At 60.7% G+C, this 20,500-nt stretch carries 11 protein-coding genes; 6 read left to right on the top strand and 5 right to left on the bottom strand.

The window, feature by feature from the left end; all coding sequences use genetic code 11:
• Positions 1-2: 2 nt before the first annotated feature.
• Together U7114_RS01305 and U7114_RS01300 are read left to right on the top strand one after the other, a co-directional pair.
• The gene (locus U7114_RS01305) at positions 3-1,172 is read left to right on the top strand and encodes a DUF3320 domain-containing protein (RefSeq protein ID WP_323056335.1); all 1,170 of its coding nucleotides are present in this window, start codon (positions 3-5) and stop codon (positions 1,170-1,172) included.
• A 277-nt stretch (positions 1,173-1,449) separates the two neighbouring features.
• Positions 1,450-4,806, top strand: a complete 3,357-nt coding sequence (locus tag U7114_RS01300) for a helicase-related protein (protein ID WP_323056334.1) — start codon at positions 1,450-1,452, stop codon at positions 4,804-4,806.
• Here U7114_RS01300 and U7114_RS01295 read toward each other — a convergent pair.
• Both U7114_RS01295 and U7114_RS01290 read right to left on the bottom strand, forming a co-directional pair.
• Entirely contained in the window at positions 4,799-6,448 is a 1,650-nt protein-coding gene (locus U7114_RS01295; RefSeq protein ID WP_323056333.1) for an Hsp70 family protein, read from the bottom strand. The genes U7114_RS01300 and U7114_RS01295 overlap by 8 nt on opposite strands.
• Positions 6,449-6,456: 8 nt before the next feature.
• Positions 6,457-8,511 (bottom strand): hypothetical protein, encoded by a 2,055-nt coding sequence (locus tag U7114_RS01290; RefSeq protein ID WP_323056332.1) that lies wholly within the window; start codon positions 8,509-8,511, stop codon positions 6,457-6,459.
• 280 nt (positions 8,512-8,791) lie between these two features.
• Here U7114_RS01290 and U7114_RS01285 point away from each other — a divergent pair, with 280 nt between their 5' ends.
• The 4 genes from U7114_RS01285 to U7114_RS01270 all read left to right on the top strand — a co-directional run bounded on the left by U7114_RS01285 (position 8,792) and on the right by U7114_RS01270 (position 17,302).
• Positions 8,792-8,992, top strand: coding sequence for a hypothetical protein (locus U7114_RS01285; RefSeq protein ID WP_323056331.1), 201 nt, complete (start codon positions 8,792-8,794; stop codon positions 8,990-8,992).
• 332 nt (positions 8,993-9,324) lie between these two features.
• Positions 9,325-15,750, top strand: coding sequence for a DUF4011 domain-containing protein (locus tag U7114_RS01280; RefSeq protein ID WP_323056330.1), 6,426 nt, complete (start codon positions 9,325-9,327; stop codon positions 15,748-15,750).
• A gap of 76 nt (positions 15,751-15,826) precedes the next feature.
• On the top strand, positions 15,827-16,192 hold the full coding sequence (locus U7114_RS01275) for a hypothetical protein (protein ID WP_323056329.1): 366 nt from the start codon (positions 15,827-15,829) through the stop codon (positions 16,190-16,192).
• 567 nt (positions 16,193-16,759) lie between these two features.
• On the top strand, positions 16,760-17,302 hold the full coding sequence (locus U7114_RS01270) for a hypothetical protein (RefSeq protein ID WP_323056328.1): 543 nt from the start codon (positions 16,760-16,762) through the stop codon (positions 17,300-17,302).
• Positions 17,303-17,632: 330 nt separating this feature from the next.
• Here U7114_RS01270 and U7114_RS01265 read toward each other — a convergent pair whose 3' ends face one another.
• From U7114_RS01265 to U7114_RS01255, 3 genes are all read right to left on the bottom strand, one after another.
• The gene (locus U7114_RS01265; RefSeq protein WP_323056327.1) at positions 17,633-18,901 is read right to left on the bottom strand and encodes a hypothetical protein; all 1,269 of its coding nucleotides are present in this window, start codon (positions 18,899-18,901) and stop codon (positions 17,633-17,635) included.
• A 163-nt stretch (positions 18,902-19,064) separates the two neighbouring features.
• Positions 19,065-19,304, bottom strand: coding sequence for a hypothetical protein (locus tag U7114_RS01260; protein ID WP_323056326.1), 240 nt, complete (start codon positions 19,302-19,304; stop codon positions 19,065-19,067).
• A 696-nt stretch (positions 19,305-20,000) separates the two neighbouring features.
• Positions 20,001-20,474 carry a DUF6416 domain-containing protein gene (locus U7114_RS01255; RefSeq protein WP_323056325.1) on the bottom strand — a complete coding sequence of 158 codons (474 nt, stop codon included), beginning with the start codon at positions 20,472-20,474 and terminating at the stop codon, positions 20,001-20,003.
• Positions 20,475-20,500 lie beyond the last annotated feature (26 nt).

The following is a 20,500-nucleotide window of genomic DNA, read 5'->3' as shown; positions in this document are numbered from 1 at the left end:
TAGTGTCGTCGAATGAAGCAGTCGTCCAATCAGCCCTGCAATTGCTGTCCAAAAGCTTGAACTTGCATATCGAAAAGGTGCTGGCCCCTCACCTGGAGTCTGAGTTGCACTGGACGGACGTGCTGCACCAGCTTGACAAAATCAAAGGGAAATCGCCAAAGGTTTACAGCCACACAGATGTTCAACCGCAATTGCGGATTATCACTGAGCGCTTGGGCGCTTTGGGCTACCCGTTCAGTGCCAACGATCCCCAGAGACTGATGAGCATTTATGGGAACGAGCTCCGGTTGATTCGCAACCGGTGGGCTCATGGGGACACGTTCTCGGCGATGGAAGCCATGAGGGCTACCGATACTGTGTTTATCGTCTTGACTCATATTGGGGACAAGGAAGCTGCTGGTTCTGCGGCAACTCTCCGCGGCTCAGTGATTAAAGAGCTCGTGGCGGAGCCTAGTGCTGAATCCGACATGGACGAGGACGAACCCGTCGACGCGACCGACGTTGTTGAGAAACCGGAATCGGCTGAGGAGCAAGAGCCAGCCAAACAGCAGGAAGCACCATTTGAACGCTTCAGCGGTGTACGGACGGCGTTTGAGCCGTGGGAGATCGTGGTCACGGGCAACGTTGAGACCTTGGATAACTTGCCGAAGAAAACTGCCAAGGAATCGGTTCGGTCCACCATCGAGGAGATCGTGGATCTAGAGGGTCCGATCCACCGGGACCGACTCACCAAACTCGTCGGATATACCTACGGCCTGGGAAAAGTCCACGACGCTCGTGCTAAGAAGATCGTTGCTCAGATCAACGGCTCCGCGTGTTTCACAGATAAAGAGAAGTTCGTCTGGCCAGCAGACACAGATCCGCACGAGTGGAAGATCTACCGCACAAGTTCACTCGGCGATGCGAGAGTTTTTACGCAAATCAGCCCGCTCGAAATTGCCAACGCAGCAACTGACATTCTGAAACGAAAAGGTGCGATTCCCGCTCAAGAACTTCGTCGTCTAGTGCTTAGGACCTTCGGGCGCACTAAAGCTACGAAGGGGCTCTCTGCTCATTTCAACAAGGCTATCGAGTTGGCTACTGTGCGGGGTCTGGTATCGATTACCAACGGCGGCGTCAGCCTGATGGAGTCCTCTATAGCCGAAAGGGATCTTCAGGGCACGACTGTGTAGTCAGCGAGCCGCAGGAGGGTCACACGCTGATCGTCCGTGGCACACCACGCGGTGGAGATGTTCCTTTAGACAAGACAGTGTCGAAATTGCTTTCAGTGGTCTGCAGGAAGATGACTGCATGGAAATTGCCGATCAGACGACGACACCGATCTCCTCAACATCCTCACCCCGTTGAGTCTGAAATGATCTAGGCAGCCGCAGAAGCGGCCCGATTACCAACAACTCCCCGAGGGTCAACCAAACTCGGGACAGATTCCTACAGGGAGGTCTGCGTCTGATGTCGATGGATGACTTGGTCTATCGAGGGCTGAAATCCGGGCTTGCTTTGCTGAAAGAGATCGAAGCCCAGCGGGTCCTCGTTAGAGGTGAACTAACGAGGCTGGAAGTCGAAGAGTTGGAGGCGCTCGACGCCGAAGTCCGTCAGCTCCCGCCCGAATATTCCGGCGGCAATCTCTTCAACGGTGTGTACGGGGTTTACCGCAAGGGTCGATGGGAGGCCTTTGTCATCCGTGGAGAGGGCCAAGAAAGGCCACATGCAACCGCCCGCCATCGATTCACTGCAGACGGAGGGATGCGTCACCTCGCGGAGGCCCGAGAGGACCTGGTTGAGCAGTGGGAGGACGGTCAGCCCTTCATGGGCACAAGTTCGTTTGCGCCCGAGGACGTCGTGAAGGTGCTCGGGTCAAATCGCATTGGTCGGGTGCGGCGGGTAACTCGAACGGGCGCTGGCTACGTGATTGAAGTGAGTGTCGACGGGGAGGTTCAGCATGTCGCGCCAGAATCCCTCCAGAAGTTGGATGGAGACCCACGCGATCCTGCCTTCTGGGTAACCTCGGCCCCCGCTTCGGCAAGGGAGATTGCAATGACTCTGACGTGGACGAAGTTGCGCGAGCCGCTCTCGAACACCCTGTACTCCTACCGAGCGACAAAAACGGTCTTTCGTGCCTACCAGTTCATCCCTGCGCTCAAGATCCTTAACTCTCCGACGGGGCGGCTACTTCTGGCGGACGAGGTGGGTCTCGGAAAGACCATCGAGGCGGGATTGGTGTGGAGCGAGCTGGAGCAGAGGTCACCGCTTCGTCGCACGCTTGTGGTCACGCCTTCCTCCTTGACTCACAAATGGCGCATGGAGATGAGCCGGCGTTTCGACCGTGACCTCGAGGTCATCAAGCCTGGCAAGCTGGCTGACCTTGCCGAAGATCTCCTCGCCGGTCGAGACCCGGAAATCCACGCGATCATCTCGGTGGAGTCCCTCCGCACTGCCAGCGACGTGCTGGAGCAGCTGACCCGGATCCGACCGCGATTTGATCTGGTCATCGTCGACGAGGCCCATGTGTTGCGCAATGCCGGCACGAGGTCGAACCTGCTAGGCGGGTTGCTGTCCGATTGGGCGGATCACCTGTTGTTCCTATCGGCCACCCCCATCAACCTGCGCTCTGACGACCTGTACAACCTGCTGACTCTGCTCGACGACGGCATGTACCAGGACTCCCAAATCTTCCATATGCAGCTCGAGCCGAATCAGCACCTCAACGCAATCGAGCGCGGCATCTCTCACGGCTCCTCCGGCTCAGAACTGCGCCACCATCTGCGGTCGATCGAGAAACTGCCCTTGGGCCGCGCCGTCTCGAACCGCCCGGACTTCGCCCGCCTAGAGGAGCTTCTTGACAATGCTGCACCCCTGGAAGCGGGCCAAAGGGCCGAAGTCAAACGCCTCGTTTCCGAGCTGAACACCTTGAGTGGCGTCCTCTCGAGGACCCGCAAGGTGGATGTACCTGACGCCAAGGCAGTGCGCGAACCCCATCAGGTAGTCGTCAACTGGTCGCCGGACGAGAAGGGCTTCTACGACCGCGTCGTTGACCACTTCATGTCCCGGGCTCGCGCGCACGGAACGCCACCCGGCTTCGCCATGCAGATGCCGCTACGACAGGTTGCGAGCTGCCTGCCCGCCATGCAGGCACGACTCTCTGCCAACGCAGACCACTTCGCGCGCTCGGTGGAAGATTACGACGAGGAATGCGGCGAAGAGGACCTGGCGGAAATGCGCGAGGACCGGACATCCTTCGAGTGGCATGGCGAGGACTCAAAGTTTGAAGCCCTGCTGCAGCAGCTCACGCACTTGCGCGAACAAGGCTTGCGTCAGGCACTCATCTTCTCCACCTTTCGGGGGACCATCGCGTACTTGGCAGAACGGCTGAGTTCAGACTTCCGGGTCCAGCAGCTCCACGGCGGTATCCACATGGCGGATCGCCAGCCGATCATCGATGCCTTTCGGGATGGGAAATTCGACTTCCTCATTGCGAGCGAGGTGGCCTCGGAGGGTCTGGACTTCGAGTTCTGCAACGTACTGGTGAACTATGACCTGCCCTGGAACCCCATGCGAGTCGAACAGCGAATCGGGCGCCTTGACCGGTTCGGCCAAAAGCACGAGAAGGTCCTTATCCTCAACATGCATGTGCCGGGGACGATCGAGTCCGACATCTTGGAACGCCTATACACCCGAATCGGCGTATTTCAGAACTCAATTGGAGACCTCGAGCCCATCCTCAGGGACGACTTCCGTGACCTAGCTAACCAAATCCTTGATCCGCGACTAGACGATTCCCAGCGAAGGCAGCGAGCGGAGGAAATCGCAACGGCCATCGAGACGAGGGCGGCGAACCTTCGGCGGCTGAATGAGGAGCGCGCCACTCTGTCCACGATTGATGAGATGCAGGTGGAAGGCCTCTCAGAATCAGGGCCAACGGACGGGCGGTATGTCGGAACGACAGAAGTGCGCACCCTCATTGAGCACATACTGCGAGCCACTGGAGGCAAGCTCGAGAAGTCGGAGCATCCCGGCATCCTGCTACTACGGGGAAATAATGAGCTCTCCGACCTCATCTATCGCTTTCGAGGCACTCAGGGAGCGAGCCGGCGGTCAGCGATACTGTTCCAAGGCCGTATCAGCAACGGAGAACCAATCGAAGTGACCTTCGACGCCGATCTGGCAAGCACGCGAGACGTGGAACTCTTATCTGTCCGGCATCCCATCGTTGATGTGGCACTGCACCAACTGGAACAAGACAGGCTCGGGTTGCATCGGTATGGCATAGGCAGGCTTGCAACGCTGCCGCCTGGCACTCGCTATGCCGTCACGGTGGACTTGGTAGCGTCGACCGGAGTGAGGCCGACCAAGGAATTGTGGTCAACGGCGATCGATATCCAGACCGGGGCCGTTGCGCCGGACATCGGCGTTCAGTTGCTGGAGGCCGTGGCGAGTGGATCGCTGGAGGACGCTACTGGAGCGACGCCAACGCCGATGGAGCCCTTCCTCATATCGCTAAGGGAGGTCAGCTGGGCTCGGCACCGTGAGGAGGAGTCACGCAGGCGTTTGGACAACGAGGCGATGGTAGGGGCCCGCCTCGACGCGCGCAAGGCGAGTCTTGAGGTCAAGATCCTTAAGGCGAGAGCCACGTTGGACGTCGTTATGGAGCGGGAACGCGATCAGAGGGTCATCCGGATGGCAGAAGGTCGCATCCGCAACCTCGGTCAGGATCTTGAGCAGCTTGAGGCCGAGCTGGAGGAGAAACGGGCCTTCTCGATGAGCCGCAGGACGGTCGCAGTGATTGAGCTCGTCGGTCCTGCTACTTGACGTCCCAGTCACGGCGTTCCATTGGCTGCCAGTCCGGCGCCTGGACAGGAAGGGCAAGGCGGGCGAATCCCCCCGTGAGCACAGGCCAGCGCGTGACGCGGAATGACTGACTCGTTCCACGGCCATCGGTGATATTGACGTGCCCCTCCGTGGACAGGTCGAAACGGACACCATCATGCCCGAAGGCAACCTTCAACCCAGGCACGTCGGTCTCGTTGTGCCGCAGATCGACCGGCGTCCCGTCCATCGCATAGACGGCGAGGCGGCCGTAGCCAAGTGCGGGCAATGATCGAGCTGAATCGCGATTGACCGCGGTGGCACCGTCTGGCCACTCGTACCTGACCCGGTCCCGGCTCAGTGCTTGCCACCATTCGTAGAGCTTCGTGTGTGCTCGGTAGAGCGGTACCCGGGTCAGTTCCCCGCCTCCCGCCGAGAACTCGAGCACGAAGTCGAAGGCGGGACGATGCAGATTCACCTGGTCGTAGGAAGTGTTCTCGGCAAGCCCCGCAACGATCGCCTCCTGGGCACCGTTCCTGCCGGGGAGGGTGTGGATCCTGGCGGTGGGTAGCTTCCTGCTAAGGAACTTCTCCACCGCCGACGCGCGGCTCATGCCCCCGGCAAGGAGAACGTGATGAACGTTTGAGGTGAGGCTCTCTTCCGAAATCTGGCGCAGGGCAGATGTGACCGCACCTTCGTTACGGGTCAGGTATGACGCGCGCAGGGTCGAGAGGATCAGGGACCAGGCGCGTTCCAGTTGCGGACGCATGGCATCCTCCAGCTGCTCGCGGGTGTAGTGCAGGCTCGGCAGGTTGCCGGCCTGATAGCCGACATGCACCTGCGTCTCCTGGTTTGTCGAGAGGTCAACCTTCGCCTCAGCTGCTGCGCGCATCAGATAAGCCCTCGCGAGATCAGCGTCGGGCAACGCCACGAGCTCGATCCCTTGGTCGCGGAGAGCGATCTCCAGGTCAGCGGCGATCGTTTCGTCGAGCACGTTACCGGCCTCATTGAGGCCGTCTGAGGCGAGGACGTAGATTTCGGGATCCCGGAGCGGGCCGGTCGTGACGTCAAGGACGGCGACGTCGAGCGTTCCTCCGCCCATGTCGAACACGAGCACGCGCTCTTCGTCGAAGTACTCCCTCTGTTCCGTTCGGTGGCCGATCCAGTTCAGTCCAGCGGCGATCGGCTCATCAATCAGGGTCGAGGGGCCGACGTTGAAGCCCGCCGTCTCGGCGAGGCCGAGCAACCTTTCACGCTGATCCGCGTCCCACATTGCAGGGCAGCCGAGTCGAGTGACTCCTTTATCGGAAATGGGGAGGCGATCAGCGCGGGCACGGTTTGCGATCTCGCGAAGGACCGCGCCTATGACCTCGTCGGCGTCGCGTTCGACGGAACCGTCGGCGCTTCGCGCGACTACCGCGCGTCCTGTAATGCAGCGCTTGACAGAAGTGATCAGCGCGGCGGGATTGTGAGTCAGTGCGTCCTCGCCGACCACCAAGGCGTCACCGCTGACCGCAGCAGCGGAGGGCATCCACGATTCGGCGTGACCGATTGGGACCACCGTCGGCCTGCCCGCCGGCAGGCTCTCCGCGATCAGTGTCGTGCTCGTGCCAAAGTCGATACCCAGAAACTGCTCTCGAGTCACTCCAACTCCTAATTTGTTCGTTCAACGAGCGCGCGCACGAGAACTATCTCATCGGCCCCCTCGCCCCATGTATATCCGATACCCGTGACAGTCACTGGTGTCTTGGGCTGTGGCGGTTCCCCGATGACATCGTGGCGCTGTGGATCATAGGGCTCCGTCCGGCCTGGGACACCCGACGGAGTCAGTCCCTCACGGGCGGCCATCCGCCGGACCCGCTCGCGGACGCGCTGAGCGGACTGACTGTCGGCTGCCCCGTCGACGTACGCGCAGAGCTCCGCAAGGGCGCGCATGACATCAATCCGGATCTGGCGCGACTGAGATTCGCGAAGCTCGTTGGTGCTCGCGGCGGCCTCGCCGAGTCGTGCCTCCATGCGGTGCAGCCGGTCATCACGCAACCGCACGGCTTCCTGGGCGTTGCCGAGCAGTTCCGACATTTCCCTCGCCTGGTGAGTGAGAGCCTCTATTTGGTGAGTAAGCTCGGCTACCCGTGTCTCATTTCTGAGGCGCACGAGCCATGCCTGGCCGACAGTGTCCTCCCTCAAGACTCGGTCGAACGCTCGGTCAACGTCGCTTTCATCCATGAGGCGAGCAAGCGCAGTGGGGGCGGCGAGCGAGGTGAGCAGCTGACGCCTCGTGGTGGCTGACGTGAGCCTCTTGACCACCATGGGCTTGACTACGGCGGACGCTATGGCGTCGCTCTCGAGCGCGCTGGCCAGGGGGGTGGTGGCGACCGCGGCCAGATCATCAAACTCCACGCCCCGCCACCACATGTCGTCGGCGAGATCTGCTGGATGATTGCGCCAAATCCAACCCAGCACACGTGCTCTCGAGCCGGTCGCATCCAGCGGAACGGAGGTGAGCCGCCGGGCCACCGCCGACTTGTCCTGGAGCGAGAGATTCTTCCAGGAGCCCTCATCCATCGCGCCTATGACGGTCGCCAGAACCTCAGCGACCCACTCACCCTTCTTGGCAGCATCTTTCGGCGATTCCATCTCGCGGGTGGCACGAAGGACAGTGTTCAGGCGGAGGAGACCAACCGAGGGCGAGTTCAACAGCCTCCGAATCAGGAAGTCCTTGGCGTGCCGCAGCTCCTGCGCTCTGGCATTCGCCGGCTCAAGACCGCGCAACTCGGTGTCCGCCGCATCTATCAGAGCGGCCGCACTCTCGGGTCCCGCCAATCGCACCGGATCAATTGCGTTGATCGTCTTGCTGTCCCTCGGCACGGCCTGCAGGATCAAAGCAGCTCGACCGAGCGCCGGAACGGCCGCTTGAAGCGCATCATCGGACAGCGACTCTACAGCGAGCCCAGCTGCCAAGGGATTACGCAGGGCACTGCCCAGTAGCTCAGCCCAGTTCTCAGGCAGTTGGCCTGAGACTGAAGTCGCGCGGACGAGTTCGACAGCCGGGTGTATTTGCCCGTCCTCAGCACTGTGTGCGCTGCCTCGGCCCTTGTTGTTAGTTTCTGAGTTCACGGGCCCGCCGATAACGCCATCGGCCACTTGCGGAGCAGCGTCAGCGCGTCGCTCGGCGCTACCGGCCTCGGGTTCCACCGTCACGGTGTTCTCGTCCGTGGCTGTCCGTTCGCCAATGTGGGCGGCTATGTCGGTCGAAACTGCATCGAGCGGAGCCTGCCCCACCCAGACATACTTGCGGCTAGCCCCCTTACCCGATGCCTTGACATTCTCGTTCGTCTCGAAGGTCAAGCGAGCCTGCTTCCACAGGGCGCTGACATCCCCGGTGAAGACCTCCGCGACGCGCGCGATGAGGTCTTTGCTCGACAGCGGATTCGATGAGTCGAGAAGGGCGAACGCGAAAGCCTGTGCAGGCGACGAACGCACGAGCTCTAATGTGCCAATCGGATCGACATACTTTCGGTGCCGTAGCCCACCAGTAGCGGTGGCAAATAGTATGTGGTCCCCATCAGCACCGAGTCTGACATCTTCGGTTGACCCGTCACTCCAAAGAACAGTGACCTCAGCACCCCTGCGGTCGACGAGGCGTCCCTCTCGGAGGACCACCCGAGATTTCCTATCGAGGTCTATAACCATCTGAGGCGCTTTCACCCGCGTATTCTATCCACAGCACCGGCTTCAACCCGACCTAAATGATCAGCTCCACGAGCGCGTGCGCTGGGATGTTTCTCGTCGCGGACCGCGCACACTGCGATCACTGGCCTGCCACGCGTTGGCATAGCCTGATCATCGAACGTCCCGGCGCCGGTGCTGTAACTGACCGGCGGGGCGGGCCGATGTCGCGTCCGAATACGCCGGCGTGAACGCGGTGCTGGACACCATGCTCCACGCCGTCGGGCCCGGGGAGTAGCGGTAAACCTAGCCACGTGGGGTGATGCAGTCCACCGTGGACATGCAGAAGGTGGCGCTCAAGAAGATCGACCTGCGCGGCACCATCTGCTACATACAGGACCACCGCGCCGTGATCAAAATGGTGCAGGAGGGCAAGATGAACCTCAAGCCATTCATCAGTGGCTGGATCGCAGTGGTGGACCTGGTGGAACAGGGCTTCAACACTCTGGTTAACCCATAAGAACATGGCGGTGAAGGTGCTGGTGCACCTGTAGGAGGCGCTACGATGGCTGGCGGCGAGGCCGCCGTCGGACATTCCCAGCGGTGATCCCGCCACCTGGACCGTGCACCGCACCATCCGCAGCGTGTACGCGCTGATGGAAACTCAGGTTCAAAGCCATCCGGTGCAGCGGAACGATGGGGTTCCCTCTGCTGAAGAGTCAAGCAAATTGTCGGTGTCTCCGTTTAGCCTTCATGAAGGTGGGCTAATTCTTACCAAAAGGTTGGGAGAAATCCCACGGCGCACTACTGTGAACTGATGGCGGAGTGCATGCCAAAGAATGGGGAATAGAGATGGGCCTCTCTAACCGAGAGTATGTTGGTCGTGCTCTGGAAACGCTTGCAATAGGCCTTGAGCCTTACATCGCTTCCTCTCTCGAAAGCGTTGCCCCGGGAGTTCCGTGGACAAAGATTCTTAAACACAAGGACGCCAACGCTGGCAGAACGGCGAACAGCTACTCGCCTACGGATCTGAGCGTGCAACTGCGGGTCATGACTGAGGCTCTGGGCTCGCTGGGTTATCCCTTCAACCTTGGACACGATGCTCGTAGTCACGCGTCCGAATTGCGCCAGGTGCGTAACCTCTGGGCGCACAATGAGGCCTTCGACGATGCGGACACGTACCGGGCGCTGGATACTGCCCGCCGGCTGGCCAAACAATTGGAACTTGAAGATGCGGCGTCAGAGCTCGCTGCATTACGCGATGAATTCACAAAGCGTGACGAGACTGTGGTGGTCCCCGAAGTCGCGGATCCGGTCACCGGCGGCGGTGAAGAGGGGTCTGTCTTGCCACTCGATGTGGCGGACAACAAGATCCTGCAGCATACGGTGAGCGTCGAGATCACGGCGGCGGAGTCCCTCAGCTACGCCATGGTGCACAACGGCTTCAAGTTCGTGCGGCAGATCAAGATCACCAATCCCGGTGTTGAGATCCGCGGAGCCGTAGTCCGCATCAATGTCCATTCAAGCGCAGGCAAGATTTCGGAAGACTTCCAGCAATACGTCGATCTTGCGGCAGGCCAGGCCATGGTCCTTGACGATGTAGACGTGCACGTGTCCGCCACGACCATGTATGAGCTGAGTGATCAGCAACGCGGGCGCGTAGTGGTAACTATTGAGTCCGCCGCCACGGGTGTAGAAGCCGCCGAAATCGGCAAGGCCGAAGTGGGCCTCCAGCTACTGCCGGCTCAGCTCTGGATCGCAGGCAAAGGACTCGTCTCCTATGAGTTCCTGGCAGCGTTCGTCCAGCCGCATCATCCGGCGATAGTCCCGCTCGTCTCCGAAGCGGCGGATATCTTGGGAAAAGGTACGGGCAGGAGCAGCCTGGACGGCTACACCGAAGACGCCGAGCGCGTAGACGAAATCGTCTTCGCTCTGGCTCAGGCAGCCAGCAACCGCGACATCCGCTACAGCATGCCGCCTGCCAGCTGGGGCCTGCAGGGACAGCAGGTGCGCACACCAGCCCAAGTTCTTGAAGGCCGGCTGGGCACGTGCCTCGATACCGCTGTGGTGATGGCGGCAGCGCTGGAATCATGCGGTATCGCGCCGCTCCTGTGGGTCGTGGACGGCCATGCCTTCCTCGGATACTGGCGCGAAGACAGGACGTTGCCGACGGCGGCATCAGACGATGTCCTGGAACTCGTGAGTCTCGTCCAGCGCGGCTTCGTAGGCTTGGTGGAGACCACAATGCTCACGGGCAGCCATCCGATCACGCCGGCAATGCTGCGGAGCAGCCTTGAAGCCGAGTACATCGAAACAGGTCATGACAAGATTCAAGCCGTCACCGACGTCCGGCGTGCGCGCTTGGATGGTATCTACCCACTGCCCGCGCGGACAACCAACGAGACCGGTGCGTCCGTAGTCACCAACTATGTGCCGGAAGCCAAAGCTGCGCCAGTAGCACCCGAAAAACGGGGACGGGGAGCGGCGCCCGGCCGCTCGACGTCGAGCATTCCACCCCGCGTCACTCAGTGGAAGAACGCCCTGCTGGATCTCAGCCTCCGCAACCGCCTGATCAACTTCACCGACACAGCCCGGTTCCCGCTCGCAGTTCCCAGCACGTGGATGGGCCGGTTTGAGGATCTCATCAACAACGGCACTCCCGTCAGCCTCCTTCCGTCGAACCAGCTGAGCGCCATCCACCAGGAACGGGGTATCCGCTTCGGCAGGGATCTTCCTCAGGACGAACTGATTGCCCTGCTGAGTTCGAAGAAGGCAGTTTTCGCCGAGGTCTCCGAGGACGCTTACAACTCCAAGATGCGTGGGCTGGCGTACAAAGCCAAAACGCAGCTGGAGGAGACCGGCGCCAATAACCTCTACCTTGCCCTCGGCAGCCTTCTTTGGGAACTCGATGGCCGCACACTGCGCTCGCCGCTGGTTCTGGTGCCTGTGAACCTGGCCTCTGCCGGAAGGCAGGGGCTGTATCGGGTCGCACTAGACGAGACCGGACAATCTACGCCCAACTATTGTCTGCTGGAGAAGCTCTCGCAGGCACACGGGCTCAAAATTCCCGGCCTGGCTGAACCGGCCGAGGACGGGTCGGGCATCGACCTGGACGCCGCCTTCCATGCTGTCAGGGAAGCGGTCTCTGCCAAGGGTTTGGCCTTCCGCGTGGAGAACACCGTGGACCTGTCGATGCTGCAGTTCGCCAAGTTCAGGCTCTGGAAGGATCTGGACGAGAACTGGGAACAGTTCGGAAAAAACCGCCTGGTGGACCACCTCATCAACAGCCCGACGGAGCTTTTTCATGAGCCGGTGAAAGCAGGCGAGGAAACGGATCTCGACGCTCTTGCAGCGAAGTGTCCCATTCCCGCAGACTCGACCCAGCTGCAGGCGGTCGCGTCCGCCGTCGCCGGTCAGACGTTCGTCCTGGAAGGACCTCCGGGCACAGGTAAATCCCAGACCATCACCAATCTGCTCACCCGCGCGATCGTCGAGGGCAAGCGTGTCCTGTTTGTCGCGGAAAAACGGGCAGCCCTTGACGTGGTTCAGAAGCGGCTTGAGGAAGTGGGCATGGGCCCGTTCTCCCTTGACCTTCACGATAAGGGCAGCAAGCCAGCGATGGTGCGCGCTCAGATCAAGCACGCGCTGGAGCTCCGATTGGACGCGGACCGGCAACAGCTTGACACGGCTTCCACAGATCTGGCCTCCGCGCGTCGCAGCCTCATCCGCTACGCCAGCCGGCTGCATGAAGAAAATGGCGCCCGTCTCTCGCTGTACAGCGCCCGAACCAAGACGCTGACTTTCGACCCGAACGACCCCCTGCTTCCGCTCAGTACGACGTTCACCTCCGCTGCCAACGAAGCAGTCCTTGAACGTGTGCGAGCAGCTCTTCGCGAACTGCCTGAATACACAGATCACGCACGCCCCACTGAGAACCATCCCTGGCGGTTCGTCACAGCACCGCCGGATCCAGCTGACGCCGTTCGGATCACGCGGGAGGGCCGCCGGATCGACGAAGCGCTCGACGCCGTTGCTTCCGTTGAGGGACTGTCCGACGTTGTATCTTCAGCAACCTCGCCCTCCGAGCTTCATGTTCTTGCTGCGCTGCTTGAAGACCGAACTGTGCCGGTTGAGACGCTAGACGCCGTTCGAGCGGGTGAGTGGTCAGCCGGGGCGCAGCACCTTGAAAACGTGGTGGCAGCGTTCGCGGCGGTAAATCATCCGGGTCTGGATAAAGCACGGCCGGAAGCCATGGACCTCCCTTTGCCGGAGATACTCAGGCGCGCGGAAGAAGCGGCTGCCAGCGGCTTCTTCGGGCGGAAAACGAGGCTGCTTGCTGTGGCGGCTGAGCTCGACAGCGTTCTGCATCCGGGGACCACTATTCGGCACAAGGAACTTGTGCCGCTCTTGCAGGACCTCGCGAATGCCCAGCAACAGATCTACAGACTTAGAGCAGAGGCCCAAGGCCTTCCCGGTGTGGCCGTTCCGCCAGGCTGGAACCCGCTGACTGAGTCGGACCAACAGGCTCTGAACAACCGCCTGAGCTGGCTGCGTTGGGCAGCGCAGGCCGTGCAGCCCAATTCAATCAGCGAAGTACCGTTCCAGACCCAGATGCGCGCTTTCCTCGAAGCCGCTCCACCGGTACATGAAAACGTAATCGCTTGGCTTTACGAGCTGGCAGCGGCGTGGGAAGCGCTAACGGAAATTCCCGCCGTCGACCGTGCTGAGCTTGAACGGTGGACAGGAGCCGCCACGTTCTTGGAAGTGTGGACCAGAACCCGCGCAGGACGCGCCTTGGACGGCACAGGATCCCGCAGCCTGGACCGTTGGGTCGACCTCCTGCGCCACGTGGAGACGCTCAGTTCCGTTGGCCTCCACCATGCCCGGTCAGCAATCCTAGACGGGGCGCTGGAAGCCGACGACGCCGCTGCAGCCTTCGAACGGGGGCTTGCAGAGAGCTCCTTGGATGAACGGAAAAACGCGACCGGCCTGGACGATTTTGACGCCCATTCCCACGAACGGACCATCGACCGGTTCACCACCCGAGCCGCACTGGTACGCGAGCTGCTGAAACGGAACCTGGCCGCCGGGGTCGTAAACTCCCGGCGCGTCTCGTCGTCGTCGACGTCAGGACGCATGGGGGAGCTGCAGCGTCAGCTGACCAGGCAACGTGGTGGCCTCACAGTCCGCAAGCTAATGGAAAGTTATACCGACCTCATCACGCAGATCATGCCCTGCACGCTTGTCAGCCCGGACTCCGTGGCGCGGTTCTTCCCGGCACGGGCCGACCTGTTCGACATCGTCGTCTTCGATGAAGCCTCACAGATCCGAGTGGCTGACGCGGTAGGTGCCATGGGACGCGGCGCCTCCGTGGTGGTTGTCGGCGACAGCAAGCAAATGCCGCCAACCTCGTTTGCCGAAACTTCAAGCGATTCCCTGGACGCAGTGGAGAGCGAAATTACCGCCGTCGAGGACATGGAATCAATCCTTTCCGAATGCGTCGAGGCCCGTGTGCCGCGGCAGTGGCTTTCATGGCATTACCGGAGCCAGGATGAATCACTGATTGCTTTCAGTAACCAGCAGTACTACGAAAGCAAGCTTTCGTCGTTCCCCGGTCCCTCCCACGGGGCCCCGGATCCGGGACTCGGTGGGCACGGCGTGAACTTCGTCCGGGTCAACGGCCAGTTCCACCGCTCGGGTCCCTCCAAGGTGCTTCGTACAAACCCGGTGGAGGCGGCCGCCGTCGTGCAGGAAGTGCGGAGGCGCTTCAACGGCGACTATGATTCGCCCTCGGTTGGCGTTGTCACCTTCAACCTGCAGCAGCGGGCCTTGATCGAAGGGCTGCTCCGCGACACAGACGACACGCGGATCATCAAAGCCCTCGATGAAGATCCGGAAGGCCTGTTCGTCAAGAACCTGGAAAACGTCCAAGGCGATGAGCGGGACGTCATCCTCTTTTCGACGGGGTTCAGTAAAAACGACAAGGGCTACCTGCCGTTGAACTTTGGACCACTGAACCGTGCCGGAGGCGAACGGCGGCTCAACGTCGCAGTGACTCGTGCACGCCGGCAGGTCATCGTGTTCTCCAGCTTCAGCCCTTCCGAGCTGCGAGCCGAGGAGACGAGTTCCGTGGGTATCAAGCACCTGCGGTCTTATCTGGACCTCGCTGAGCAAGGGACGGGTGCGCTGCCATACGATGGGCGCCGCACTGCTGCGGTAGATCTCCACCGTGAAGACATTGCGGACGCGTTGCGGGACCGCGGCTTCCTGGTGGCTACAGATGTGGGCCTGTCGGACTTCAAAGTGGACATCAGTCTTGCCGCTTCCGACAGGCCGGACCGGCCACTGATGGCCGTATTGCTGGACAGTCCGGCCTGGGCAGCACGCCGGACAGCTGGAGACCGCGACGGACTTCCCGGCGACGTGCTGACCCGGATGATGCGTTGGCCAGCTGTTGAGAGGGTTTGGCTTCCGGCGTGGATCAACGATCGGAATGCCGTGCTGGACAAGCTGGAGGCTGCTTTCACGAAGGCGGCCGAAACATCTTCTTCCAAGAATTCGTTCGAACTTGTATCTGTTGCGGAAGAGCGTCCGGTCGAGTCAGTTGATGTCCACGCCCGCCCTCATGCTGAAGAACCGGCAGCAGACCGGGTTGTTGGGGGCGCGGGTCTTTTCCTCAAAGCGTCTGAGCCGCGGCAGCCAGCAGACGCTGCGTTGAAAGAGACCCGGGCTGGCTATAAGCCGTGGGCTGTCAGGAGCTTTGGGCCGGTCGACGTCTTGGATAACCTGGGGTCTCAGCGGGCCGCCGCCGCCGTCCGGGAGGCAATGCGTTCAATCGTTGACGCTGAAGGGCCGATCCATGTGGAGCGGTTGGCGAAACTGACGTGCGCCGCGTTCAATCTCAACAAGGTGAATACGCAGCGGATGAACTCGGTGCTCCGGCTGCTGGACCGGAAGGTTCATCAGCGCGATGCTGACGGCTTCGTGTGGGACGCCACTGTCGACAGGGATGCATGGGAAGACTTCCGCCCGAGCGGTCCCGAGACCGCGCGTAAGCCGGAACACATCAGCGTAGTGGAGCTCCGCAACGCCATGGTCGAAATCGTCCGGACATCCGGCGGCATCTCGGTCGCCGAGCTGCACCGGGACACTATCCGGGTGTTCGGTGGGAAACGGCTGACTGCCGGCGTCACGGCACGGCTGAATGAAGGGCTGCAGTACGGGGTGGACACAGAACTCCTGGAACTGCGCGGGGAATTGGTGCACCTAGCCGTTTAGCTCAAGCGAGCGATAAAGCCGAGGGGCTGGCTGACACTCGCAGCGGCAAGATTGCGAATCTCAGAGGTAGGTTTTGATGATGGAAGATCCGGTGCTCGCCGACGCGCTGCAAGTGTTCGTTCAGGTTTGTCGAAACCGGAAAATTGAGAGGGAGGACATCGTCAGTGCTGACCAGACCAGGCATCCATGGGTGTTCACCGCCGGTGTCGGTGAAGGATGGTCGTTCACGCTGGGAACCGATGCCACCCGCCGGTTTGTAGTCGACACTAAGGGAACGCTCTACAACGCAACACGGACGTGGGTCCTGCGAAAGGTTCCAACTTGGTATCAAGTGAGGGAAGGTGGCTACCACATGGTCGCGACTAGCCTTGTCGACAGGTCTGATACTCAATTCCGAGATGAAATTCTGAAAGGCCTGCTCAAATTCGTTGACGACCTTTAGAAGCGATCGCTTTTGTGTAGACCGGCTGAAGAACCTCGACGTTTCGGCTCTGATCAGGGCCACTTCGACCACCACAAGAACGTCAGCCTAAACTCATCGCCTCCTTCGTAGATGCGAGCGTTCACGTAGCCGAGGTTGTCGTTGTAGAACTTCAGGCGCGCGTTCCAGGCCGTCACGGGATCGCCCGGTCCTGGTTAGCCCGCCTCGACGTCATCGGCCCCGTTGCGGTGCAGGTCAACGGCGACGACCACGGCGTTGTGGAAGTTGGCCAGCTGGGCCTCGCGTCCTCAACCGATTCCGAGCAGGAATGGATCGGTGCGGAGGCCGGCGTCGTCCGTTTTGGAAATGGCGACGGCGGAGCGTCGCCATTGATGCCGCAATCACAAGAGTGCCTCCGACGAGCCTACGGAGCTCCGTACTATCCCCGAAAAGGTATCTTGAGGGGGGCGTACCGGTCATCTCCTACATCGGTGTTCGGGTTGAGCGCGGCTAGGCCGAGCAGCAGCATGTCGCCGGGGTCCGCGTCGACGGCAGTGTTGCCGTCACCATGACTGAGGAGCGTGACTGGTGAGCAACGCCAGTGAATGGGCTGTCAGGCTCAAAGCATTCCATGAGAAGCAACTGGATCGTCCCCGCCGTGTCTACCGGCTCGGCCGCACCAAGATCCTGCTGACACGTGGCCATATAGCGTGCACACTGGGTGCAGCTTTCGGGGCAGTGTCGGTAGATTCTCCTGACTGGCTGTTCTGGGTTGCAGCCGTCGGCGGGTTTGTCGGCGGAAAGTACTTCTACCCGGTTCCTCGGAGCAGCGTGGCGAGCCCATACGGCGCCAGAGAGCTGGCGAGGAAATCTCCCGGCGACCTGGACTTCATGACGCCGGCGGAAATCCGGGCCTACCAGTTCAACGTCGAGTTCGTTCAGAAGGGTGTCACCCCGTTGGCCCTGGGGACTGAAGAAGCTCTTGGCCGCCAGCGTGAGGCAGTCAGGACAATGTCCCTTGCTACAAACACGGACGCCGCGATGCTGGCGCATCTTTCCCTGGTGGATGTGAAGGAACACGGAAGGACTGCCGACCGTCACGATCTGCTGAACCGGCGGTGGCTCAAATAAGAGTTGGACCCGCAGTTGCAGTTCGATTACCCTGCGATGTCTGACACTTCCCTCCCGACAACCGCTGCCATGAACAGCGCCAGGCATGCCGCCGACCAAGAAAGAACCGCTGGGAGTCCGGCTGATTACAAGCTTGCAGTTGATAGGTTTTCCCTGGCCTTGGCAGCGGCGGAATCGGCGGCCGGAGTTCCATAGATGTAACCGCTGCGCCATGGACCGGGCCGTTTTGAGTGGGGCCCCTTCAGAGCGACGGCCCAGTCCGTAAGCCACTTTCACAATGCCGTCTAACCTGCGATGCCGCCAGCCAGGCCAAAGTAAGACGAGCCCGCCTCAGAGGGAACTCTCTGCAGTGCTCTCTTCCGACTTTTCCTCAGAAAGTTCGGGCTTAGTTTCCCTCGGCGATCGCTTCGATTCGATTTGGCTCGCTGCACGGATCACCGCATCACCGCCCACCTTTGCGATCCCAACCGGGACTGCCTTGGCGGCGGACGAAACGACCGTTGTAGAAGTTTTGGCGAAATCGGAGAGCGACTTGCGCCACGTCTCGCGTTCAACCTTTCCTTCAAGCAGCCCTTCCAGCCCGTAAATTTGCGCGAATAGGCCGATCAGGCGGACAGCGGTTTCAGCGGAGTCCAGAAGCGAACGACTCTTCTGGGGGCTTCGAACACGATTAAAATCGCTGATGTTGGCCGCGGAGGTCAACGCATCCTGCAACGACTGCAAACGGCTTGCCGCTGCTTCCTCCCGTCTGGCAACGGATCCTTGAATTGACGCGGCATGTGCCTCGACCGCTTCTGGATCACGTTGACGCAAATGAACCAACTCAAGCGTTTCGAGGCGCTGCTGGTTCGCCTGGCACGCGGCTAGAATCACGAGCCATGAACGCAGTTCTTTACTGGCAATTGCCTCAGCCGCCCTGGCCTTTTCGGCCGTAGAACGAACATCCAGGGACCGCGTCAGGAGCTCTATCTGTGCCAAGGCATGCGAACTGGCTTGCGCAAGTGCCGTTGCATGGCCTGCGACTTGAGACCAGGCAGTTTCAGTGATCTTGCCGGTCTCCTCGTACAGCTCGAATGCGCGGAGGAGTACCTGAGTGAGGCCCTGGACATCGCCTAGTGCCCGGGCCCTATTGTCGTCAAGGAGGCGATCCAGCTTCACGTCCATGGCCTGGGCCAGTTCCTCTAGCTGCGCGACAGCGCTGCGAAGTGCCATAGTCGCGGTCAGGGTCGCCAGGTTGGACATCATAAGCGGGTTCATTCCGCCGGATGTGAACTGCGCAAAAGAATCGATTTGACCCTTCGCTCCGCGGAGCACCCCGCTGAATACGTCGCCCTGAGGAAGATTGAATTTCGCCAACTCGAGGAGTCGTTGGTGCGACTCGGGGGTGAGTTGCACCCAGCTTCCGTCCATCGAGGTCAAGACCGTCCCGAGCCCAGAGGCTTGAGCGACTAGGTCTAAAGTTCCCCTGCCGGCCGACTGTATCTGCGTTACGTCCACGTCCAAGCGGGCGAGGAGGGCTCCGATCAGATCGGGGTCTCCTGCGACGACAGCTGCGCCTCCGGAGACATGGATTCCGATTTCCTTAGATGATTCGATCACATCGGCATTCTGTCACACGGTGGCTCAGCAAAACGCTTGGAAGTCCTACGCGGCGGCCCAGAGTCTGAGCGTAAATGAAGGTGGAGGCGCCTGCCTGAATCTCTGGTTAGATAACTGCTGCTGCGCCCATGCTTCCTCGCATGCCAAGCAAGGCGCCTGCCTGCTAGAGTCGGGGACTTTTCCTCCGGGCTTTGTCAAGGATTTGCGCTGCCTGTCGGTACGCTTGCTTGGCTTCTGGACTCGTAACTGCCCTGTATACCCGCATGCCTTCGCAGGCTAATTTTCTTACTTTTGCCTGCATTTCTGGATCCGTGGCGAGCGAGTGCAGCTTTGCGCCATTGGCTTTGGCCTTGGCTCCGCCGTTCTTCAGCAAGGCGGCCGCCTTGTCCAGTTTTGCAGACATAGTTTTCTCCGTAATATCAGTAGATCGTCCACCAAGATTAGCGGCTTCAATCAGGGGTGTGGCCTGGGCTGAATTCGCCGGGTCTTGGCGATGTGGTTGGTTGGATTGCGGAAGCCGAGAGCCGAGCCGCGGAGGTGTTCGATGCGGCCATTGATCGTCTCCTCGGGTCCCGAGGTGCCGCGCGATCCAATGGGCCGGGTGTCGGTGGCGAGCCCCTTCACACTCGACGCTGCCGATCGCCGAGTACAGGCAATTGAGCCATGTGGTTTCACCGAACACTTGGCACTGCAAGGCATGCCTCCGTAGGCCGGCATGGCTACAGCACCCATGTGGGCATCTATGTCCTAGGAATTTCCGACTCAGGTAGACGGCCGCTTCATAATGTGAACGCACTTCAGGCAGTCCACCGCCTCAGCAACGCTAGTGACCACGATCTGCTCACGTTGGCGGCACGCCGGGTTCAGGTCGCTGCCGAATCCGCTCCAGACTCCTTTCACCTCTGGGTCATAGTGCATTTGGTGCTTGCGAATCTGATCTGTCATGGCTGGGATCCCTTCTGTGGCGAGCTCTAGTGCAAAGCGTGTGCAAGCGTACCCTTCCTCCGCATCACTGCACGCGGGGAAGGCGGTGTATTAGGGAGTATCGGGCTTGCCGACTTGAGTACTAGCGGAGAGGCAACAGCGTGATTAGCCAGCCTCAGCCGTCGAGGTCAGACCGCACAGCTGCAAACAGCGCCGCGACGTCAGCGTCCATCCAGTACACGGACGGAGAACCAACCTCGCCGTCCTTCCAATGCTGAGGCAGGTTACGGTTCATGTTAAGGCAGTACCGACCCGGCCAGGCGAGCACACCGGCGACGCCATTCGCACCGTTGGAGATGCTCAGTTCCTTCGCGATCTGATTCCCCGTGAACTTGGTTCCCGGGGCGTCGATCAGGAGGTTGTAGAAGCCTTTCGCGCGGCTGGTCATCTTGGACCAAAGCTTCCTAGCGTCCTCCCGGTCATCGTCCGAGCCGGTCCAGTTCCGGCGCTTGCTCGAGTCTCCGGAAGCCTCTGGGAGACTCTGCGAACCTCCATCGGGGAGGGTCAGAGACCCTGCGAGCCAAAGTCCGAAGAACTGGTAGAACTCCGCAGTACGGTCGTCAGGGACTGGAACAGTGATGTCGGGCATCGTATTCTCCTTCTGTCATCGGAGGC

The organism is Pseudarthrobacter sp. C1, assembly GCF_034720455.1.
Lineage (GTDB): Bacteria > Actinomycetota > Actinomycetes > Actinomycetales > Micrococcaceae > Arthrobacter.
Note: the sequence above shows the minus strand (reverse complement) of the source record. Positions and strands in the feature narration are given on the sequence as shown.